This window comes from Paenibacillus sp. HJGM_3, assembly GCF_045062745.1.
Taxonomy (GTDB): Bacteria; Bacillota; Bacilli; order Paenibacillales; family NBRC-103111; genus Paenibacillus_AA.
The window spans coordinates 61,283-77,448 of sequence record NZ_JBJGED010000033.1; the positions used below are offsets into that span (position 1 = coordinate 61,283).

The following is a 16,166-nucleotide window of genomic DNA, read 5'->3' on the forward strand; positions in this document are numbered from 1 at the left end:
CAAATTAATTAATGATAGTATAACAAAACTAACAAAGTTTTTGGGCAGCTAAATGACGGTTCGGGATTCAGAATGGAATGAGCAACATATCGATTCCTTGACCGGACTGCCCCCGCGTCGGTGGGCCCGGATGAGCCCGGATCATTGATTTCCTCGTCCGATTGCGATATGATGCTACCAGATGACAGGGAATGGAGCGGGAAACGAGATGGGCTCGATCAAAAAGGTACAAGTGTACAAACAAGATAAATGGAACATGATCAATGTGGAGGTTCATGGCACGCGGATCATCGTACGGGAGATCTCGGACCAGTGGGGCGAAGACAATCATGAATTTCTTAGCCGTCCGGCTCTGATGCACTGGGCGGAGCAGCGGTTCAGCCCGGAGCGGTTCCAGGGGACGGAAGAAGAGCGATTGAGCATCTTAGCGAGGTTTCGCGAGGTGTAAGCAGTGTGGGTGCAATCGGAATGATATACCCGGACCGCCTGCTGCAATCATACAAATAACGCTGCCGCATAACGTTACTCCTCGAAATTAACCCCATTGAGGTAAAATAACGTTACGGCATCACCTTAATGCCGTTTTGACCGGCTCTTTTTGGGCAAAAGCGTATGAATAACGCTGTGACAAACCGCTATTTTTCAAGATAAGGTCGTATCAGGACGAATAGCGTTGTCCCATCACTCTACTGGTTCACACCACCTAGTTTTCAGGGTTGGGGATGTCAGGTAGAGCATGATACAGTCGGTTTGAAACTAAGTAGTAACACTTGCCCTTACTACCCAACTGCCAGCGCTCTCTCTTCGCGCCTTTTGCAAGTTAGCGGTAAAAAGGTTGATGCCTTCGCTTAGGTGAGTAACAGCTCTCCATGTTACAAAACCCGTCCGGACCCGGACGGGTTTGCTGTTGTGCATTGCGGTTAGATCCCCGCGCCTTCCTCGTTCAACGACCGCTTCTCGAACTGAATTGTCTTATACAAGCTCCTTACGCCAAGGGCAGCCACCAATAGCGCAGCCAGCACGAGCAAAATGTAAGGGGACGGCTCGATGAAAGTCTTCACTAAGGTGAAAGAAACGACCAGGGAGAGCACGGGGGAGACGATCCATACCTTCACGATTTTCAGGATGATCCCTTTCTGCCAAAAGCGGTAACCGTTGTCGGCGGTGCCTATGCCGAGGATGGCCGTCGTCGTGACCTGCGTCAGCGGGACCGGAATGCCGAGAAGCGAGGCCCAAATGACGAGCAGGCCGCCCGTACTGGAGATCACGATCCCTTGCAGCAGCGATAGCTTCGTAATTTTCTTGCCGTTGGTCTCCAGCACCCGCCCGCCGAGCAGCACCGCACCGGCCGCGACGAACAGGCCGCCCCACAGTACGCCTGCTTCCGCACTCATGATGCCCGCGCCTACCAGAGGCCCGACGGCGTTCGCGACATTGTTCATGCCCGCGGAGAACGCTTCCAGCAGCCCCGCGCCGATCACCAGCAGCGTCAGCACCCGCTTCCATCGTCCGGAGCCCACGCCCTTCCAGCGCGCATCCCGCCGCTCCAGCCAGCGAACCGCATACCCGGCGCCATATGCGATCAGGAAGGCGACGAGCGGAATGATGACCCAAAAGGACACGATCCACAATATTTCCTTCGTGTATAAAGACTGATACGCGACTCCGACGCCGATGACGGCGCCGACCGTCACTTCGCTGGTCGACAGAGGGATGCCGAGCAGATTGGCGCCGAACAGCGTGAGCGTGGCCGACACGAGGATGATTAAGACCAGATGGACGGTGAGCAGGGACGACGGGACGATGCCAGAGCCGAGCGTCTTGACGACCTCGCCCCCACCGAGATAAGCCCCCAGGAACACGCCGATCGCGACCAGCACCAGCGCGAGCCGCCTCCGCTTGATCGCGCCGCTGCCGTACGCGACCCCCATGGCCGCAGCCGCGCCGCTAGCGCCTATATTCATGGCGAAGAAAAAGGCGATCAAAATGGCAAAAATCGTGATGGACATAAACACACACCATTCCTTTATTTCCGACTATTCCAATGAGATTTTAACATATTATGTGCAGAATGGAAATGGTGTGCTTAATGATTAAACAGCCAAGACACCCCGACTATCGGGGGCTTGGCTGTGTGAACTACTGATGTACGCCTGACGCTTTTGAAGACTGCGGCGCCAGCTCCACCCCGATCTTGCCGTCCTTGACGTGTACGGGGTACGCCCTCACCCGGACCTTGTCGCTGAACAGCGACTTGCCGGTCCGAATGTCGAACTCCCAGCCGTGCCACGGGCAGCGGAGAATCTCTCCCGCCCGGCCGTATTCGTATTCGTAGACGCCCGAGGGCAGCGTCGTTCCGGAGACATAACCGGCGCACATCGGCGCTCCTTGGTGCGGGCAATAGTTGTGCAGGGCGTAATATTCGCCTTGCACCCGGTAGATGCCGATGCTGCGCCCCTCGATCGTGACGACCGTGTGGCCGCCTTCAGGGATGTCGTCCGCATCCGCCACGTAATGTACCGTCATAGGGCCCTCCGTCGCTTAAAGGTTGTACAACCGTTTGGCGTTGTCGTAGAAAATTTTCTGCCTCTGCTCCGGCGTAAGCTTCCGCAGAACCATGGTCGGGGAGTCGAAGTCCCAATGCGGATAGTCACTCGAATACAAGATCATGTTCTCCGCATCGATCATGTTGAACAGGTCGACGATATGCTGCGGATTGTCCGGCTCTTCGATCGGCTGGGTCGTCACGTAGCAGTGCTCGCGGATATACTGGCTGGGCAGCTTCTTGAGCCACGGGACGCTCGCCCGAAGCGCCTTGTAGTTCTTGTCGAGCCGCCACATCAAGTGAGGCAGCCAGGCGATCCCGCCCTCGGTGAGCACGACCTTGAGCCGCGGGAATTTCTCGAAGATCCCTTCCGTCACCATGCTGACGAGATGGGCCATGAACATTTGCGACAAGCACGTATGCCACTCGATATAGCGGGATGGATACCCGGCGGCGGTAGGGGCGGTCGAGCCGCCCCCGCCTTCCGCGCCCGGATGAAGCGCCACCGGCAGCCCGTTGCGTTCCGCTGCTTCGTAGATCGGGTGATACACCCGCTGGCCGAGCGGCGAGCGCGCGGCGCTGGAGATCATCACCTCGACAATGTCCGGATGACCCCCGACCCGGTCGATCTCGCGGGCCGCGAGATGCGGATCCTGCGTCGCTACGGCCATCGCGCCCTTGAAGGCCCGATGCTGGCCGAGCCATTCGGCGATCAGGAAGTCGTTGTACGCCGAGCAGATCGCGGCGGCGTAGTCCGGATCATGGGTCGTCGAGATGTTGTAGACGACCCCCGTCAGCACGCAATACTCGACATTGTACCCCTCGATCAGCTGCTTGATCATCAGGTCCGGGTCGGAGCCGGCCTTCCCCCCGCCGGGCGGGATGGCGTCCTTCTTCATGACGCCGACATGCGAGTAGTACCCGGAGCCGGAGTAGCCGATCCCCGACTGCGCGACGCGCGAACGCCACGGCTCGGGCAAGTAGGGCACGAGGGCGCTGTCGTTCTGTTCATTATGGACATCCGCGTCAATGACCTTGAACGCTTCGGCCATGCGAATCCCTCCTATCGGGAGACTGGATTGCCGCGAGACCTCGCGCGATACGGGCTTACTTCTTGCCGTACGTGCGGGTATAAGCGGTGTTGTACATGTTCAGCAGCTCTTCGGAACCGAGCTTTTTGGCCTGATCGAGGAACTCCTCATAAGTTTTGTCGTTGATCGGCGTCTTGCCGGCTACGAACTCGGTCAGCTTTTGCTCCAGGAACTTGTTCAGCGCGCTCAGCTTGGACTTCTCCAGCTCCAGCTCCTCGGTCGTTTTGACGATTTGCTTCGGCGCCGGAATGATGTACGACTCGTAAGCCTTGTTGATCGCTTTGCCGCTCTCGCTCAGGCTCGACTCCCATGCCGCGCGGGATTTGGCATTGTCCAGGTTAATCATGTCGTACCAGACGCCCCAGTCCTTGCGAAGCGGGTTGAACGGCGAGGCGCCGAAGTCTTTGTTGAAGACGATGTTACCGTTCTCCTTCATATACGTCTTGCCTTCGATGCCGAGCGCCAAGTAATTGGACCCTTCCTCGCTCACCAGGTAATCGAGGAACTGAACGGCCCGGTCCTTGTCCTTCACCTTGGCCGAGATCGCCCGGCCCGCCGCGCCTACAACCGGACGAGAGAATTGATAGTTTTTGATGCCGGAGGCGGCGAACTGAGGGATCGCGCCAAGCGTGTAGTCGGGAGCGCCGGCCTTCTTCCCTTTGTCCATGAGCGTCTCCAGATCCGCCTTCCAGAAGTAGGTGACGAGCGATTTGCCCCGAAGAATCCGCTCCTCCCATTGCGCTTGGGTGATGATCGAAAATTCGGGATCGAGCAGCTTCTCGTTGTACAGCTTGTTCAGGTAGATCAGCGAGTCCTTGTAGCCTTTGTGCGCCGGAGCGAACGCGTATTTGTCGGTCGACGGATCCAGGTTGAAGAACCCGTGAATCCCAGTGAACGCCCGGCCGAACGTCGTGAACAGGCCCGTATCGCCGACGAGCGCGTTGTTGATCAGCGGGTAAGTATCCGGCTGCTTCTCCTTCAGCGTCTTCAGGAATGTATAAAACTCGTCCAGATTGGTCGGCGCCTTCAGCGAGTACTTATCCATGATGTCCTTGCGCGCGTACCAGATGAAGTTGAACCCTTTCCCTTCCGCATCGCCCTCGATGACCGGCACCGTATAGATGCCGCCGTCGAATCCGGTTGCGACCGCTTTGGCTTCGGGATATTTCTCGTAAAACTTTTTCAAGTTCGGCGCTTTGTCCAGGTAATCCTTCAGGTTCAGGAACACTTTATCCGGCCCGTATTGACGGCCTTCCAGCGTGTCGACTTGGATGAAGTCCGTGACCGCGTTCGTCGCGATCATGATTTGCTTTTTCTCCTTCAGCCCTTCCTGACTCACCACTTGGAAATCTACCTTGACGCCGGTCTTCGCTTCGATCTCCTTGAAGATCTCCCAGTCCGTGCGCACCTTGCCTTCCGGCCGGTCGTAAGCCAGCCATGAGAATGTGATCGGCTTCTTCGTCTCATCGGGCTTCTTCGTGTCGCCGCTTGCCGCCGGCGCTTTGCCCGAATCATTGGAGCACGCTGCGACCAGCCCTCCTAGCAGTACCGTGGTGAGTGTGAGTGCCAACGTTTTTTTCATGCGTTACCCTCCCTGAGATTATAAGTGCTCTATAGCGTTAGATTCCGGAGAATCTAGAACTATCCTTTGATGCCGCCGATCATCGTGCCCTGGACGAAATATTTCTGGATGAACGGGTACACGCACAGAATCGGCAATGTGGCGATGATGATGATCGCGTATTTCATCGTCTGCATAAGACTCAGATCGCCCTCAGCCTGGATCGTCGAGCCGGCTACGAGGATGTTGCGCAGCATGATCTGCAGCGGGTACATCGAGCGGTCGTTCATGTAGATGAGCGCGTCGAAGAATGCATTCCACTGGTTCACGGCGGTGAACAGGCCGATCGTCGCCATCACCGGCATTGAGAGCGGGATTACGATGCGCAGCAGCACTTGGAACGAGGAACAGCCGTCGATTGTCGCCGCATCCTCCAGCTCTTCGGGCAGCGCCTCAAAGAACGTCCTCATAATGAACAAATACCAGGTACTGATCATGGTGGGCAGAACGATCGCCCAGATCGTGTTCAGGATGCCGAGCTTCTGCACGACGAGGAACGTAGGAATCATCCCTCCGCTGAACAACAGCGTGAATGCGCACAACACGAGAATGAGCCGGCGCCCGGGCAGCCACTTCTTGGCGAGCGGGTACGCCATGGCCGCGGTGGCGATCAGCGTAAGCACGACGTGAACCGCGGTGTAGCGTATCGTGTTCCAATAGCTGACCCACAGATCCGGATTTTTCACCAGCTGCTCGTAGGCGACGAGGGTCACATCCTTCGGCAGCAGCAACACTTTGCCGCTCGCCACTTGGGCGTTGTCGCTGATGGACGCGCTGAGCACGTACACCATCGGATAAACCATGACGCAGATGAGCACGAGCATGAACAGGATGTTGAACGTATCGAAAATACGCGAGCCGACGGTCGATTTGATTTTCATGGATGCCCCCTCCTTCCTACCATAGACTCGTCTCCGAGTAGCGCCGCGCGATCCGGTTGGCCCCTACGACGAGAACGAGGCCGATCGCCGACTGGAACAGCCCGACCGCGGTGGCGAAGCTGAAGTCCGCGTCCAGAATCCCGCGCCGGTACACGAACGTGTTGATAACGTCCGACGTCTCGTAATTCATCGAATTGTAGATCAGCAGGATTTTCTGGAAGCCGGTTTCCATGAAATGCCCAAGCGTCAGCACGAACAGAATGATCATAACCGGCACCATGCCGACGAACGTGATATGGCGCATCTGCTGAAACCGGTTTGCGCCGTCCATCTTGGCCGCTTCATACAGCGTCGGGTCGATGCCCGCGATCGCGGCGAGGTACAGAATCGTCCCCCAGCCAACCTTCTGCCAAATCTCCGAGCTGACGTAGATCGTACGGAACCAGCCCGGCTGACCGAGGAAGAAAATCGGCTCGATCCCGAACAGCTTCACCAGGAGCAAATTGATAATCCCGGTCTGAGGGGACAGGAAGGTGACGAGAATGCCCGCGATGACGACCGTCGAGAGAAAATGGGGCATGTAGCTGATGCTCTGGACGAACCGCTTGAACATCTTGTTCCTCAGCTCGTGGAACAAGAGCGCCAGGATAATCGGAGCCGGGAAGTGGAACAGCAGGTCGTAGACGTTCAGCATGATCGTATTGCGGACGAGCTTCCACGAATCCGGATTCACATAGAAGAATTCGATGAAATGCTTCAGGCCCACGAATTTGCTGCCTAATATGCCGCGGCCCATCGAATAATCCTGGAACGCGATAATGACTCCGTACATCGGCGCGTATTTGAAAATGATGTAGTACAGAATCCCAGGCAGCATAAGCAGGTACAATGCCTTGTGCTTCCACAGCATGTGCCCGATATGCTTTTTACGGATCGTACTTGTCTGTTGCAGCATGTTCCGCCTCCTCCTGATAGCGTTTTCAATTGGTGTGGCTTAACTATAGCGAACCCCGGCCTTCCCCGTAAAGCATGCATAATTGCAGGACGTCTCCATTTTTGCCGACGCATTGCGGCGCGGTTCGGCGGGCATCGGACGAATTCCTGAGGAAAAAAAAGAGACTTCGGAAAAAATGAAGTCTCTGTCCGTTTACTGGTGAATGGAGCGATACTGGGCCGGCGTTATGCCTTCATATTTGCGAAACGTACGGATGAAGGAGTTGCGCCCCCAGTAGCCGATCCGTTCCGCTATATCGTCGATTCGCAGGTCGGTCTCGAGCAAATATTGCTTTGCCATCTTGAGCCGGTATTTCGCTATATACTCCACGTACTTCTCCCCGACCTCTTCCTTGAACGTTCGGCTGAAATGCCCGTTCGACATGTTCATCAGCCCGGCGAAATATTCGATCGACAGCTCTTCGTTGTAGTGCTCATGAATATACGCCAAAATATCGGAAAATTGCTGGGCCCGCCCATCGGGCTCCTCGGTCCGGAACAGCGCCGCGTGGATGTCCTGGAAGCAGCTCCGCAGCTCCTCCCACGTCATGCACCGGTTCAGCCGCTCGAACAGGCTGGAGAAGAACGGCACGTTGAAGTCGTGCTGCTCGGACTCGATCGCCCGGATCCATGTGTTAAGCACGTCCGTGCACCAATACTTGACCTGAATGGCGGGAGCGCGCTTGCGGCTGCCTTCCTCGAGCATATGGAGGACGAACTGCAGCAGCAGGTCGTATTCCCGCGTCTTGTATTGGTTCATGATGCGGCTCACGTCCTGGACCGACAGGAAGCTCTCCCACTGGGTCTTCTCCCACACCGTAGGGCTCCGGCAAATCTCCACGTCCGCGTCGAGCCCTCGGTTCTGCAGCACCGCAAGCGCCTGCGAGTAAGATTCGTGCAGCTCCTCCATCGCGTTCACCGTCTTCCCGATGCCGACGGTCGACTTGAAGTAGCGGCTGTACGACTCCAGCACGACGCTGACGATGTTCGCGGCTTCCTCCGCGCCGAAGTGCAGGAACGGGTCGTGCTGTACGACGCAAGCGAGCACGTCCGGCTTCGTCTGGCACAGCCAGATGACCGACGGCGTCGACTTGAACAGCCGTTCCCGCAGCTCCACGAGCATGAACGACTTCGTCGTCTCGGACAGCTGCTCGTATTCGGCCGCGTTGTAATGGAAGGCGACGCACAGAACCGTGCGCTGCGCATGCTTCTGATAGGCGAAATGAATCTCCCTCGCGTAATATTCGATCGACAGCTCGTCGCGGAATTCGCCATGGATGATTTTGGCGATGAACTGCTCCTGTACGACGGGGAACATGCCGCTCACCCGCTGGGACAGCTCCTTGTTCTCCTCGGTAATTTCCTTGATCGGCCGGTACACCCGACGGCTCAAGTAGTAGGAGACGAAGCTTCCCACCACGACGAAGAAGACGAGGAACGCCCAACTGATCATGCGCGTTATATGAGCCGGCTTCATAAGCGTGCGCAAGTCCGCGATCGTGACATAATACCACGAGTCGTCGAAACGCGACTTCACGAGCGAGAGCGCCGCTTCATCGGTCACCAGAAATTCGGAGCCGGCGGAATTGCTGCGGGTATGCTCCAGCACGGCGCCGATCTCTTTCTCGTTCAGTCCATACTGGTTCAGGATGCGGCCCGTGCTGCTCGCGATTGCGGTACCGGTCACCCACTGCTCCGGGATGCTGATAAGCTCGCCCAGCTTGGCCTGGTTGAAGACGACGACGAGGTACACTTCCGGTTTTTCGGTATTGAACGGATAGCTCATTACAGCCGACAAGCCGTACGGGTCCCGGTCGACGAAGTCCATCATCTTCTTGCCGTTGAAGTTCGCGAGATAGGCTGCACTCCCGTCCGCCGGCTGAGGGTAGTACTTCTCGAAGAAGTACCTTTTGTCCGTGTAGATGTCTACGTCAATCACCAGATCGCGCTCGGCGAGCACCATGAACGCTTTCGACACCAGCTGATCCGCCTGCAGCTTCGTGAGCTGTTCTCGGAGCGAGTAGACATGCTCGGTGCGCTGCGGGTTATCACGGGACTCGTTCGCCATGCGCAGCAGACTCGAGACGTTGCTCGAGCTGAGCATGTTGATCATCTGCACCTTGAGCGCGTTCAGAGCGGTATCGGTCTGATCGGAGAAATGACTGATGATGACGTCGTTCAGCTTCTCCGCATCCTTCTCGATCGTCCGGACAACCAGGAAATGCGCCAGCATACTCGCGACAATAACCGGAACGAGAATGACGATGAAGTAGTTGGCGAACAGCCGCCAAAATAATGCGAGCCGAAACTTGCGCACCTTGGAGATCGACATCCCGTTTAGCCCCCTGTTATTGAAACCGTTTCCACTTCTAAAGATCATTATAAGACATATCTGGTAATAATACTTCAATTACTTCTAATATTTTTGGCGTTTTATTTCATGGCGTGTACTACCGTGACTTATGTTATATCTTATTGATTTACTCCAAAAGAAAAACCGCCTTTTTTTGGAGGCGGTTGATTCAGCTAAAGTTCCCCGTTACAGTTTCATAACACGGATGAGTGTCGCGTGATGCTTACTGATGGAGAGGCTCAGAGCTTTTCGGCTGATATAATTAAAAACATGGGTCTTCGCAATTCATCCTTCATTTCAGGAATGGTTTGCAGCATTTCCTCGGAAGGAGCTGGTTCTTTCACCGCTTTAATACTGAAACCAGCGTTAATTAAGTTATTCATGTAGGTCGAAAACGTTCGGTGATATTTTATCACGTTATCAGTTAGAAATGCTGTTTCACGAACCCCCTCATTTTGGTAGGTATCGACCGCCCAATGCAGACGATTTCTTTGGTCATCATAATACCAATCTTGTTCGGCTCGGCAAGTGAAAATTGGATGTTCAACGGAAAATATAAAGGCCCCTTTTGCTTTTAGGCAACTATATACCTTGTTGCAGATAGCTTCAAAAGACTCCATGTAGTGAAAGGCTAATGAACTGATAACCACGTCAAATTGCGCTTCTGAAAAACGGATGTCTTCAATCGGCGATTGGATAAACGTAATCAAAGGGTCATCCGTAAGTTCACGGGCTTTTTGAAGCATTTTCTCGGATATGTCTACTCCTACCACGGAACTTGCTTGCTGCTCACGAGCATATCGGCAATGCCACCCAAAACCGCAACCCAAATCCAGGACACTCTTATTTCGCAAATCCGGTAATAAAGCTTGCAATACATGCCATTCCCCTGCTCCTTCTAGACCTTTCACTGAACGCGGCATTTTTTCATACGCCGAATAAAAATTCACATCATCATATTTGTTTTGCTTCATCATTCAGACACCCCTAATGGTTCGTATACCATAATAATTATGATAAACAGTAAATCCGCTTACCAGGTGAAACATTTGTATAATCAAATTCAACCAGCAAATGATTCCATTCTATGGGTTCGATGCCATGTAAAACTCTGCCGCAGCTGAAACATAATAAGCCAACCCGGTTTGCTGACCTTCGAGCATCTTAAGATGAAAGTCATCGCTTAGAAAAAATCGCGTCTGATCTGCAAAGTCTTTAGCCGAAATCTTATGCCCGTGCCTATTCATAAACTCAAGATGACAACGAATCCTACTCACTACTGCTTCATCGTTATGCTTAATGCCCTCCCGTAATGAGGCTGCCATTTGATTCATGAAGGTCATAGCTTCGACCGCTTGTTCGTTTAATTCCTCAACATCCGCCGGGGCAACCTTTACAGGCTCCATCCCATAAGATTCCTTCAAATATTCATTTTGCTCGGCTAGCGCTTTGTTCCACGCCTCCTCGTTTTCAAAACCCTTGAACATTTCATTTTTATCCATAGTTTTCCCTCCCCGTATACTGGCTATGGATTTACGCAACGTCTGAACGATGGTATCCAGCCTAAGTTTGCGACTCAGCATCCATTCCTCCTGCCGGGAAAGAATGGATAACCGGTCCGCATCATGTTCCAACATTTCCTTAATTTGATCCAAGGAGAAATCCAATTCTCTGAAAAATAAAATCTCTTGCAGACGTTCCAACTGTTTCGTTTCGTACAACCGGTATCCGGCTTCGCTTACCTTGCTCGGCATGAGGAGACCGATCTTGTGATAATAATGAAGCGTTTTGACCGTAACGTTGGACAGTTCCGACACTTCTTTTACCGTGTACAACACGGCTCATCCCTCCTTTCCTTATGTAGCTTAAAGTCTCCCCTAAGAGGAGAGTCAAGACGATTTTTTCCGAAAAAAAGGAGAGTCCCCACGGACTCCCCCTTCTTGCTATTATCACGCCTCGACCAATGCCGCGAACTGTGCGCGGTGCAGCCGGGCGTACACGCCGTCCGCCGCCATGAGCTGTTCGTGCGTGCCCTGCTCCTCGACGCCTTCCTCGGTGACGACGACGATGCGGTCCGCATGGCGGATCGTCGCGAGCCGGTGAGCGATGATGAGTGTCGTCCGGTTCACCGCGAGCTCCTCGAGCGACTGCTGGATGACCGCCTCTGTCTCGGTATCGAGGGCAGACGTCGCTTCGTCCAGAATCAGGATCGGCGGATTCTTCAGGAACATGCGCGCGATCGCGAGCCGCTGGCGCTGGCCGCCCGACAGCTTGAAGCCGCGCTCGCCGATGAGCGTGTCGAGGCCGTCCGGCAGCGAGTCGATGAGCGCGCCGAGATGCGCCCGGCGGGCGGCCTCGAGGATGTCTGCGTCGCTCGCGCCGAGCCGGCCGTAGGCAATGTTCTCGCGCATTGTGCCGTTGAACAGGAAGACGTCCTGCTGCACGATGCCGATGTGCGACCGCAGCGAGCGCTGCGTCATGCGGCGGATGTCGAGGCCGTCGATCGAGATCACGCCTTCGTCGACTTCGTAGAAGCGCGGGATCAAGCTGCACAGCGTCGATTTTCCGGCGCCGGACGGCCCGACGAACGCCACCGTCTCCCCTTCGCGGATGCTCAGATCGACGCGGCTCAGCACCTTCGTATGATTCTCGTAACCGAACGTGACTTGATCGAACCGGATGTTGCCCCGCAGCTGCTTCACCTCGATCGCGTCCGGTGCGTCGACCACGTCGGGCTCGGTGTCAAGCAGGTCGCAGAACCGCTTGAACCCGGCCATCCCCTTCGGATAGTTCTCCATCAGGGCGTTGATCTTGTCGATCGGCTTCAGGAAAATGTTCACGTAGAGCAGGAAGCCGACGAGCTCGCCGTAGCTCAGCTTCTCCTGATAGGCGAACCACGCTCCGCAGATCAGCACGATCAGCGAAATGAGCCGGGTCAGCATGTATATGCCGGAGGAGCTGAATGAAATCGCGAGGTACGACCGCAGCTTCGCCAGGCGGAAGGCGGCGTTGTTCGTGCGGAACCGCGATTCCTCGAACGACTCGTTGCCGAACGACTTCACGACCCGGATGCCGGCTACACTGTCTTCCACGCGGGCGTTCACGTCTGCGATCGTAGAGAACATCTGGGTCGCGGCAGCGTTCAGCTTTTTATTGAAATAGACGATCAGCCAGACGAGCACCGGCACGACGAGGAACGTGATGACGGCGAGCTGCCAATTGACCGTCAGCATAATCCCGAAGGCTCCGGCGAACGTCATGCAGGCAATGAAGAAATCTTCCGGACCGTGATGCGCCATCTCGCCGATATCGAACAGATCGTTCGTGAGGCGCGACATCACATGGCCCGTCTTCGTATTGTCGAAGAAGCGGAACGATAGTTTCTGAACATGGCTGAACAGCTGCTGACGCATGTCGGTCTCGATGTTGATGCCGAGCTTGTGGCCCCAATAGTTCACCACGAACTGCAGCCCCATGCTGACCAGGTATAGTGTGAGCAAGCCGGCGCCGGCTGCCGTAATGGTCGACCATCGGCCGGTCGGGAGCAGCGAATCGATCATCCACTGCACGGAGAGCGGGAAGGCGAGCTCGAGCAGTGCCGCTACGATCGCGCACGTAAAGTCAAGGACGAATAACCGGGTGTGAGGAACATAATACGTAAAAAATCGTTTCAACAACGGGGGAACTGCCTCCTTCATCCTACACATTTGTAGGTCAGCTCTTATGCGGATTCTTACTATTGTTCCATCGTAGCGGGCTGTCCTTGTACCGTCAAGGGAGAAAACCGTTGTAGCCGTTCTCCGACTTGCATCGGCTTGGCCGCACGGTATAATATATTGACACCGCCATCATATGTTAGTAAGAAATCGGTAACAACCGGTGTAAAAAAGGAATTCGGCGCGCTCGTGGAGAATGGAATGCAAGGATGGAGAAGAAGGAGGATGGGCTGTGCTCGACACCGGATCGGTTATTTTGTTCACGATCGTGTCTTTCTCGCTGGCACTCGTCTTGATCCTGTCGCGGGACACGATCCCGCCTCAGCTGAGACGGTTCATGGCCTTGATCGCGATCCTGCTCGTGAGCTGTTCGTTTTTCCTGCTGCTCTACAGCATGATCGGTTCGTTCGGCTAGCAAACTTTTCATAAGGACGCGCTCCGGCGGTCATACTAGGGAAACTGTCCCCGCACAGGTAGCTGGCCTGGATGATGATCCGGCCTGTCCCGCGGGGCCCCGAATAAAGACTACGGAGCCGAGGAGCACCAACACTCATGAAACTGTTGCCCGCCGCCCTGACCCTGTCCCTGCTCTCTGTCTCCCTGTCGGCCGCCGCCTGGCCGGTCTCATCCGTTCAAGCCACGCAGGATGCAGCTTCCCAAGGATTACCGAAATTATCCACTAGGAGGGTACCTATGAATCAAGTATTGAAGCGTTCGGAGGTTGCGAAGGAACACCGCTGGAAGGTTGAAGATTTGTTCGCCAGCCAGAAGCAGTGGGACGCCGAGTACGAGGAAGTAAAGTCTCTGCTGAAGCAAGTCGGCCAGTTCGAAGGCAAATTGAAGGATGCGAACGCCGTCAAAGCGTGCTTCAAGCTCGACGACGACATCTCCCTACATACCGAGCGTCTGTACGTATACGCCAACATGAAGCATCATGAAGATATGGCGGACGCCACATATCAAGCGCTCTCCGAAAAATCCAAAAAACTTAGCGTCGAAGTAGGGGAAGCGACATCGTTCATTACGCCGGAAATTCTCGCCCTGTCCGACGAGGAGCTGAAGGCAATGGTCGTTAATCCAGAGCTCAGCGAATACAAGAAGACGCTGGAAGACATGCTGCGCCAAAAGCCGCACATCCTGTCCAAGGCCGAGGAAGCGCTGATGGCTCAGGTCGGCAACCTGTCGTCGGCGCCGAGCACCATCTTCGGCATGATCAACAATGCCGACATGAAGTTCCCGAAGGTGAAGAACGAGCAAGGCGAAGAGGTCGAGCTGACGCACGGCCGCTACATTCAGTTCCTGGAGAGCCCGAAGCGCGAAGTGCGCGAAGCCGCCTTCAAGGCGATGTACGCCACATATGCGAAGCAAAAGAACACGCTCGCCTCGACCTTAAACGCGAATGTAACAAAAAATTTATTTTACTCCAAAGCTCGCAAATACCCGTCCGCCCTGGAGGCGACGCTGTACGGCGACAATATTCCGGTCAGCGTGTATACGAACCTGATCGCCACGATCCATGAGAGCCTTCCGCTCCTCCACCGTTATATGGAATTGCGGAAGAAGCTGCTCAAGGTCGACGAGCTGCATATGTACGATCTGTTCGCTCCCCTCGTGGAGGAGTACAAGATGGACATCACGTTCGAGGACGCCAAGAAGACCGTCATGGAGAGCGTCAAGCCGCTGGGCGAGAAATATCGCGAGATCCTGAAGGACGGCTTCACGAACGGCTGGATCGACGTTTACGAGAATGAAGGCAAACGCAGCGGCGCTTACAGCTGGGGCGCATACGGTACGCACCCTTATGTGCTGCTGAACCACAAGGACAACTTGAACAGCATGTTCACCTTGACGCACGAGATGGGCCATGCGATCCATTCTTACTTGTCCGATGCCAATCAGAACTATCGGGACGCGCAGTATACGATTTTCCTCGCCGAGGTGGCTTCCACGCTCAACGAAGCGCTGCTGATGGATTATATGCTGAAGAAGTCGACCGATCCGAAGGAAAAAATGTACCTGCTCACATACTACGCCGACCAGTTCCGGACGACCGTGTTCCGGCAGACGATGTTCGCGGAGTTCGAGAAAATCGTTCACGAGAAAGCGGAAGCCGGCGAATCGCTGACGCATCAAGATCTGAGCAAGATTTATTACGACCTCAATAAGCAATATCACGGGAATGCGATGGTCGTCGACCAGGATATCGAGATGGAATGGGCGCGCATCCCTCATTTCTACAACAGCTTCTACGTGTTCAAGTATGCGACCGGCTTCTCGGCGGCGACGAGCTTCTCGAAGCAAATTCTGGACGAAGGCCAGCCGGCCGTCGACCGCTACCTCGGCTTCCTGAAGAGCGGCGGCAGCGACTTCTCGATCGAGATCTTGAAGCGCGCGGGCGTCGACATGTCTTCGCCTGAGCCGATTCGTCAGGCTATGAGCGTGTTCCAGGGCCTGATCGAGGAGATGGAGAAGCTGGTGCAGTAGGCACGACGAAAAAAAGCGGGTGCCGTTCAGGGTCAAGCGACAGTGATGGAGAGCCGCAGCCGTTCCGAGTGAGAAGACACTTGCCTTTGCTCAAACATCTTGTTTGAAGCTCCTTCTTATGATTTTGCTAGTGGTATGGAGCTTCAAGCCAAAACTCGCCGGCAAGTATTCTTCTCACTCTCCACTTCGGTTCTCCGCCTCGCTTCGAGGTCCTTCCCCAGCTTCTGTGGGGGAGTTGTAGTATTAAGAGCAAGTCAGGCACGCCTCTCTCGTTGGGAGGCGTGCTGTTTGTTGTTTTCGTTGTTGTTAACCTAAGTTTACAATTAAGCCAACCAGCCTTACAATTTCGCGGGTAAATCCTTCGATTCTGCCGTCATTGTAAGGCTAACCGTTACTACTTAGGTGGCGCAAGATTAAAAGTGGAAATGCCCTCGATAGGCTAGCTGAAGGGAAGCAATAATCGGTCGGTTTTGCTTGAGGAG

General features: G+C 54.9%; 13 protein-coding genes. 3 read left to right on the plus strand and 10 right to left on the minus strand.

Features of this window, described 5'->3' with window-relative positions:
* Positions 1-181: 181 nt before the first annotated feature.
* Complete coding sequence (locus ACI5FR_RS28300; RefSeq protein ID WP_405460772.1) at positions 182-448, plus strand: hypothetical protein; 267 nt, start codon at positions 182-184, stop codon at positions 446-448.
* Positions 449-920: 472 nt separating this feature from the next.
* Here the strand turns inward: ACI5FR_RS28300 and ACI5FR_RS28305 are convergent, their stop codons facing one another.
* The 10 genes from ACI5FR_RS28305 to ACI5FR_RS28350 form a co-directional block, all read right to left on the minus strand.
* Positions 921-2,009: a sulfate permease gene (locus ACI5FR_RS28305; RefSeq protein ID WP_405460774.1), complete on the minus strand. Its 1,089-nt coding sequence runs from the start codon at positions 2,007-2,009 to the stop codon at positions 921-923.
* 130 nt (positions 2,010-2,139) lie between these two features.
* Positions 2,140-2,526, minus strand: coding sequence for a Rieske (2Fe-2S) protein (locus ACI5FR_RS28310; RefSeq protein ID WP_405460775.1), 387 nt, complete (start codon positions 2,524-2,526; stop codon positions 2,140-2,142).
* Between the two features lie 15 nt (positions 2,527-2,541).
* The gene (locus ACI5FR_RS28315; protein WP_405460777.1) at positions 2,542-3,597 is read right to left on the minus strand and encodes an amidohydrolase family protein; all 1,056 of its coding nucleotides are present in this window, start codon (positions 3,595-3,597) and stop codon (positions 2,542-2,544) included.
* Positions 3,598-3,652: 55 nt separating this feature from the next.
* Complete coding sequence (locus tag ACI5FR_RS28320; RefSeq protein ID WP_405460779.1) at positions 3,653-5,218, minus strand: extracellular solute-binding protein; 1,566 nt, start codon at positions 5,216-5,218, stop codon at positions 3,653-3,655.
* A gap of 59 nt (positions 5,219-5,277) precedes the next feature.
* On the minus strand, positions 5,278-6,138 hold the full coding sequence (locus ACI5FR_RS28325) for a carbohydrate ABC transporter permease (RefSeq protein WP_405460780.1): 861 nt from the start codon (positions 6,136-6,138) through the stop codon (positions 5,278-5,280).
* A 16-nt stretch (positions 6,139-6,154) separates the two neighbouring features.
* Entirely contained in the window at positions 6,155-7,093 is a 939-nt protein-coding gene (locus ACI5FR_RS28330; protein ID WP_405460782.1) for an ABC transporter permease, read from the minus strand.
* Between the two features lie 192 nt (positions 7,094-7,285).
* Positions 7,286-9,463: a helix-turn-helix domain-containing protein gene (locus tag ACI5FR_RS28335; RefSeq protein ID WP_405460783.1), complete on the minus strand. Its 2,178-nt coding sequence runs from the start codon at positions 9,461-9,463 to the stop codon at positions 7,286-7,288.
* A gap of 260 nt (positions 9,464-9,723) precedes the next feature.
* Positions 9,724-10,458: a class I SAM-dependent methyltransferase gene (locus ACI5FR_RS28340; protein ID WP_405460784.1), complete on the minus strand. Its 735-nt coding sequence runs from the start codon at positions 10,456-10,458 to the stop codon at positions 9,724-9,726.
* Between the two features lie 111 nt (positions 10,459-10,569).
* Complete coding sequence (locus ACI5FR_RS28345) at positions 10,570-11,322, minus strand: MerR family transcriptional regulator (protein WP_405460785.1); 753 nt, start codon at positions 11,320-11,322, stop codon at positions 10,570-10,572.
* Between the two features lie 111 nt (positions 11,323-11,433).
* The gene (locus ACI5FR_RS28350; protein WP_405460787.1) at positions 11,434-13,161 is read right to left on the minus strand and encodes an ABC transporter ATP-binding protein; all 1,728 of its coding nucleotides are present in this window, start codon (positions 13,159-13,161) and stop codon (positions 11,434-11,436) included.
* Positions 13,162-13,432: 271 nt separating this feature from the next.
* On the opposite strand from ACI5FR_RS28350, the gene ACI5FR_RS28355 reads away from it, so the two are divergent.
* Together ACI5FR_RS28355 and pepF are read left to right on the plus strand one after the other, a co-directional pair.
* Complete coding sequence (locus tag ACI5FR_RS28355; protein WP_405460788.1) at positions 13,433-13,615, plus strand: hypothetical protein; 183 nt, start codon at positions 13,433-13,435, stop codon at positions 13,613-13,615.
* A gap of 278 nt (positions 13,616-13,893) precedes the next feature.
* Positions 13,894-15,684, plus strand: a complete 1,791-nt coding sequence (gene pepF, locus ACI5FR_RS28360; protein ID WP_405460790.1) for an oligoendopeptidase F — start codon at positions 13,894-13,896, stop codon at positions 15,682-15,684.
* The last annotated feature ends 482 nt before the right edge of the window (positions 15,685-16,166 follow it).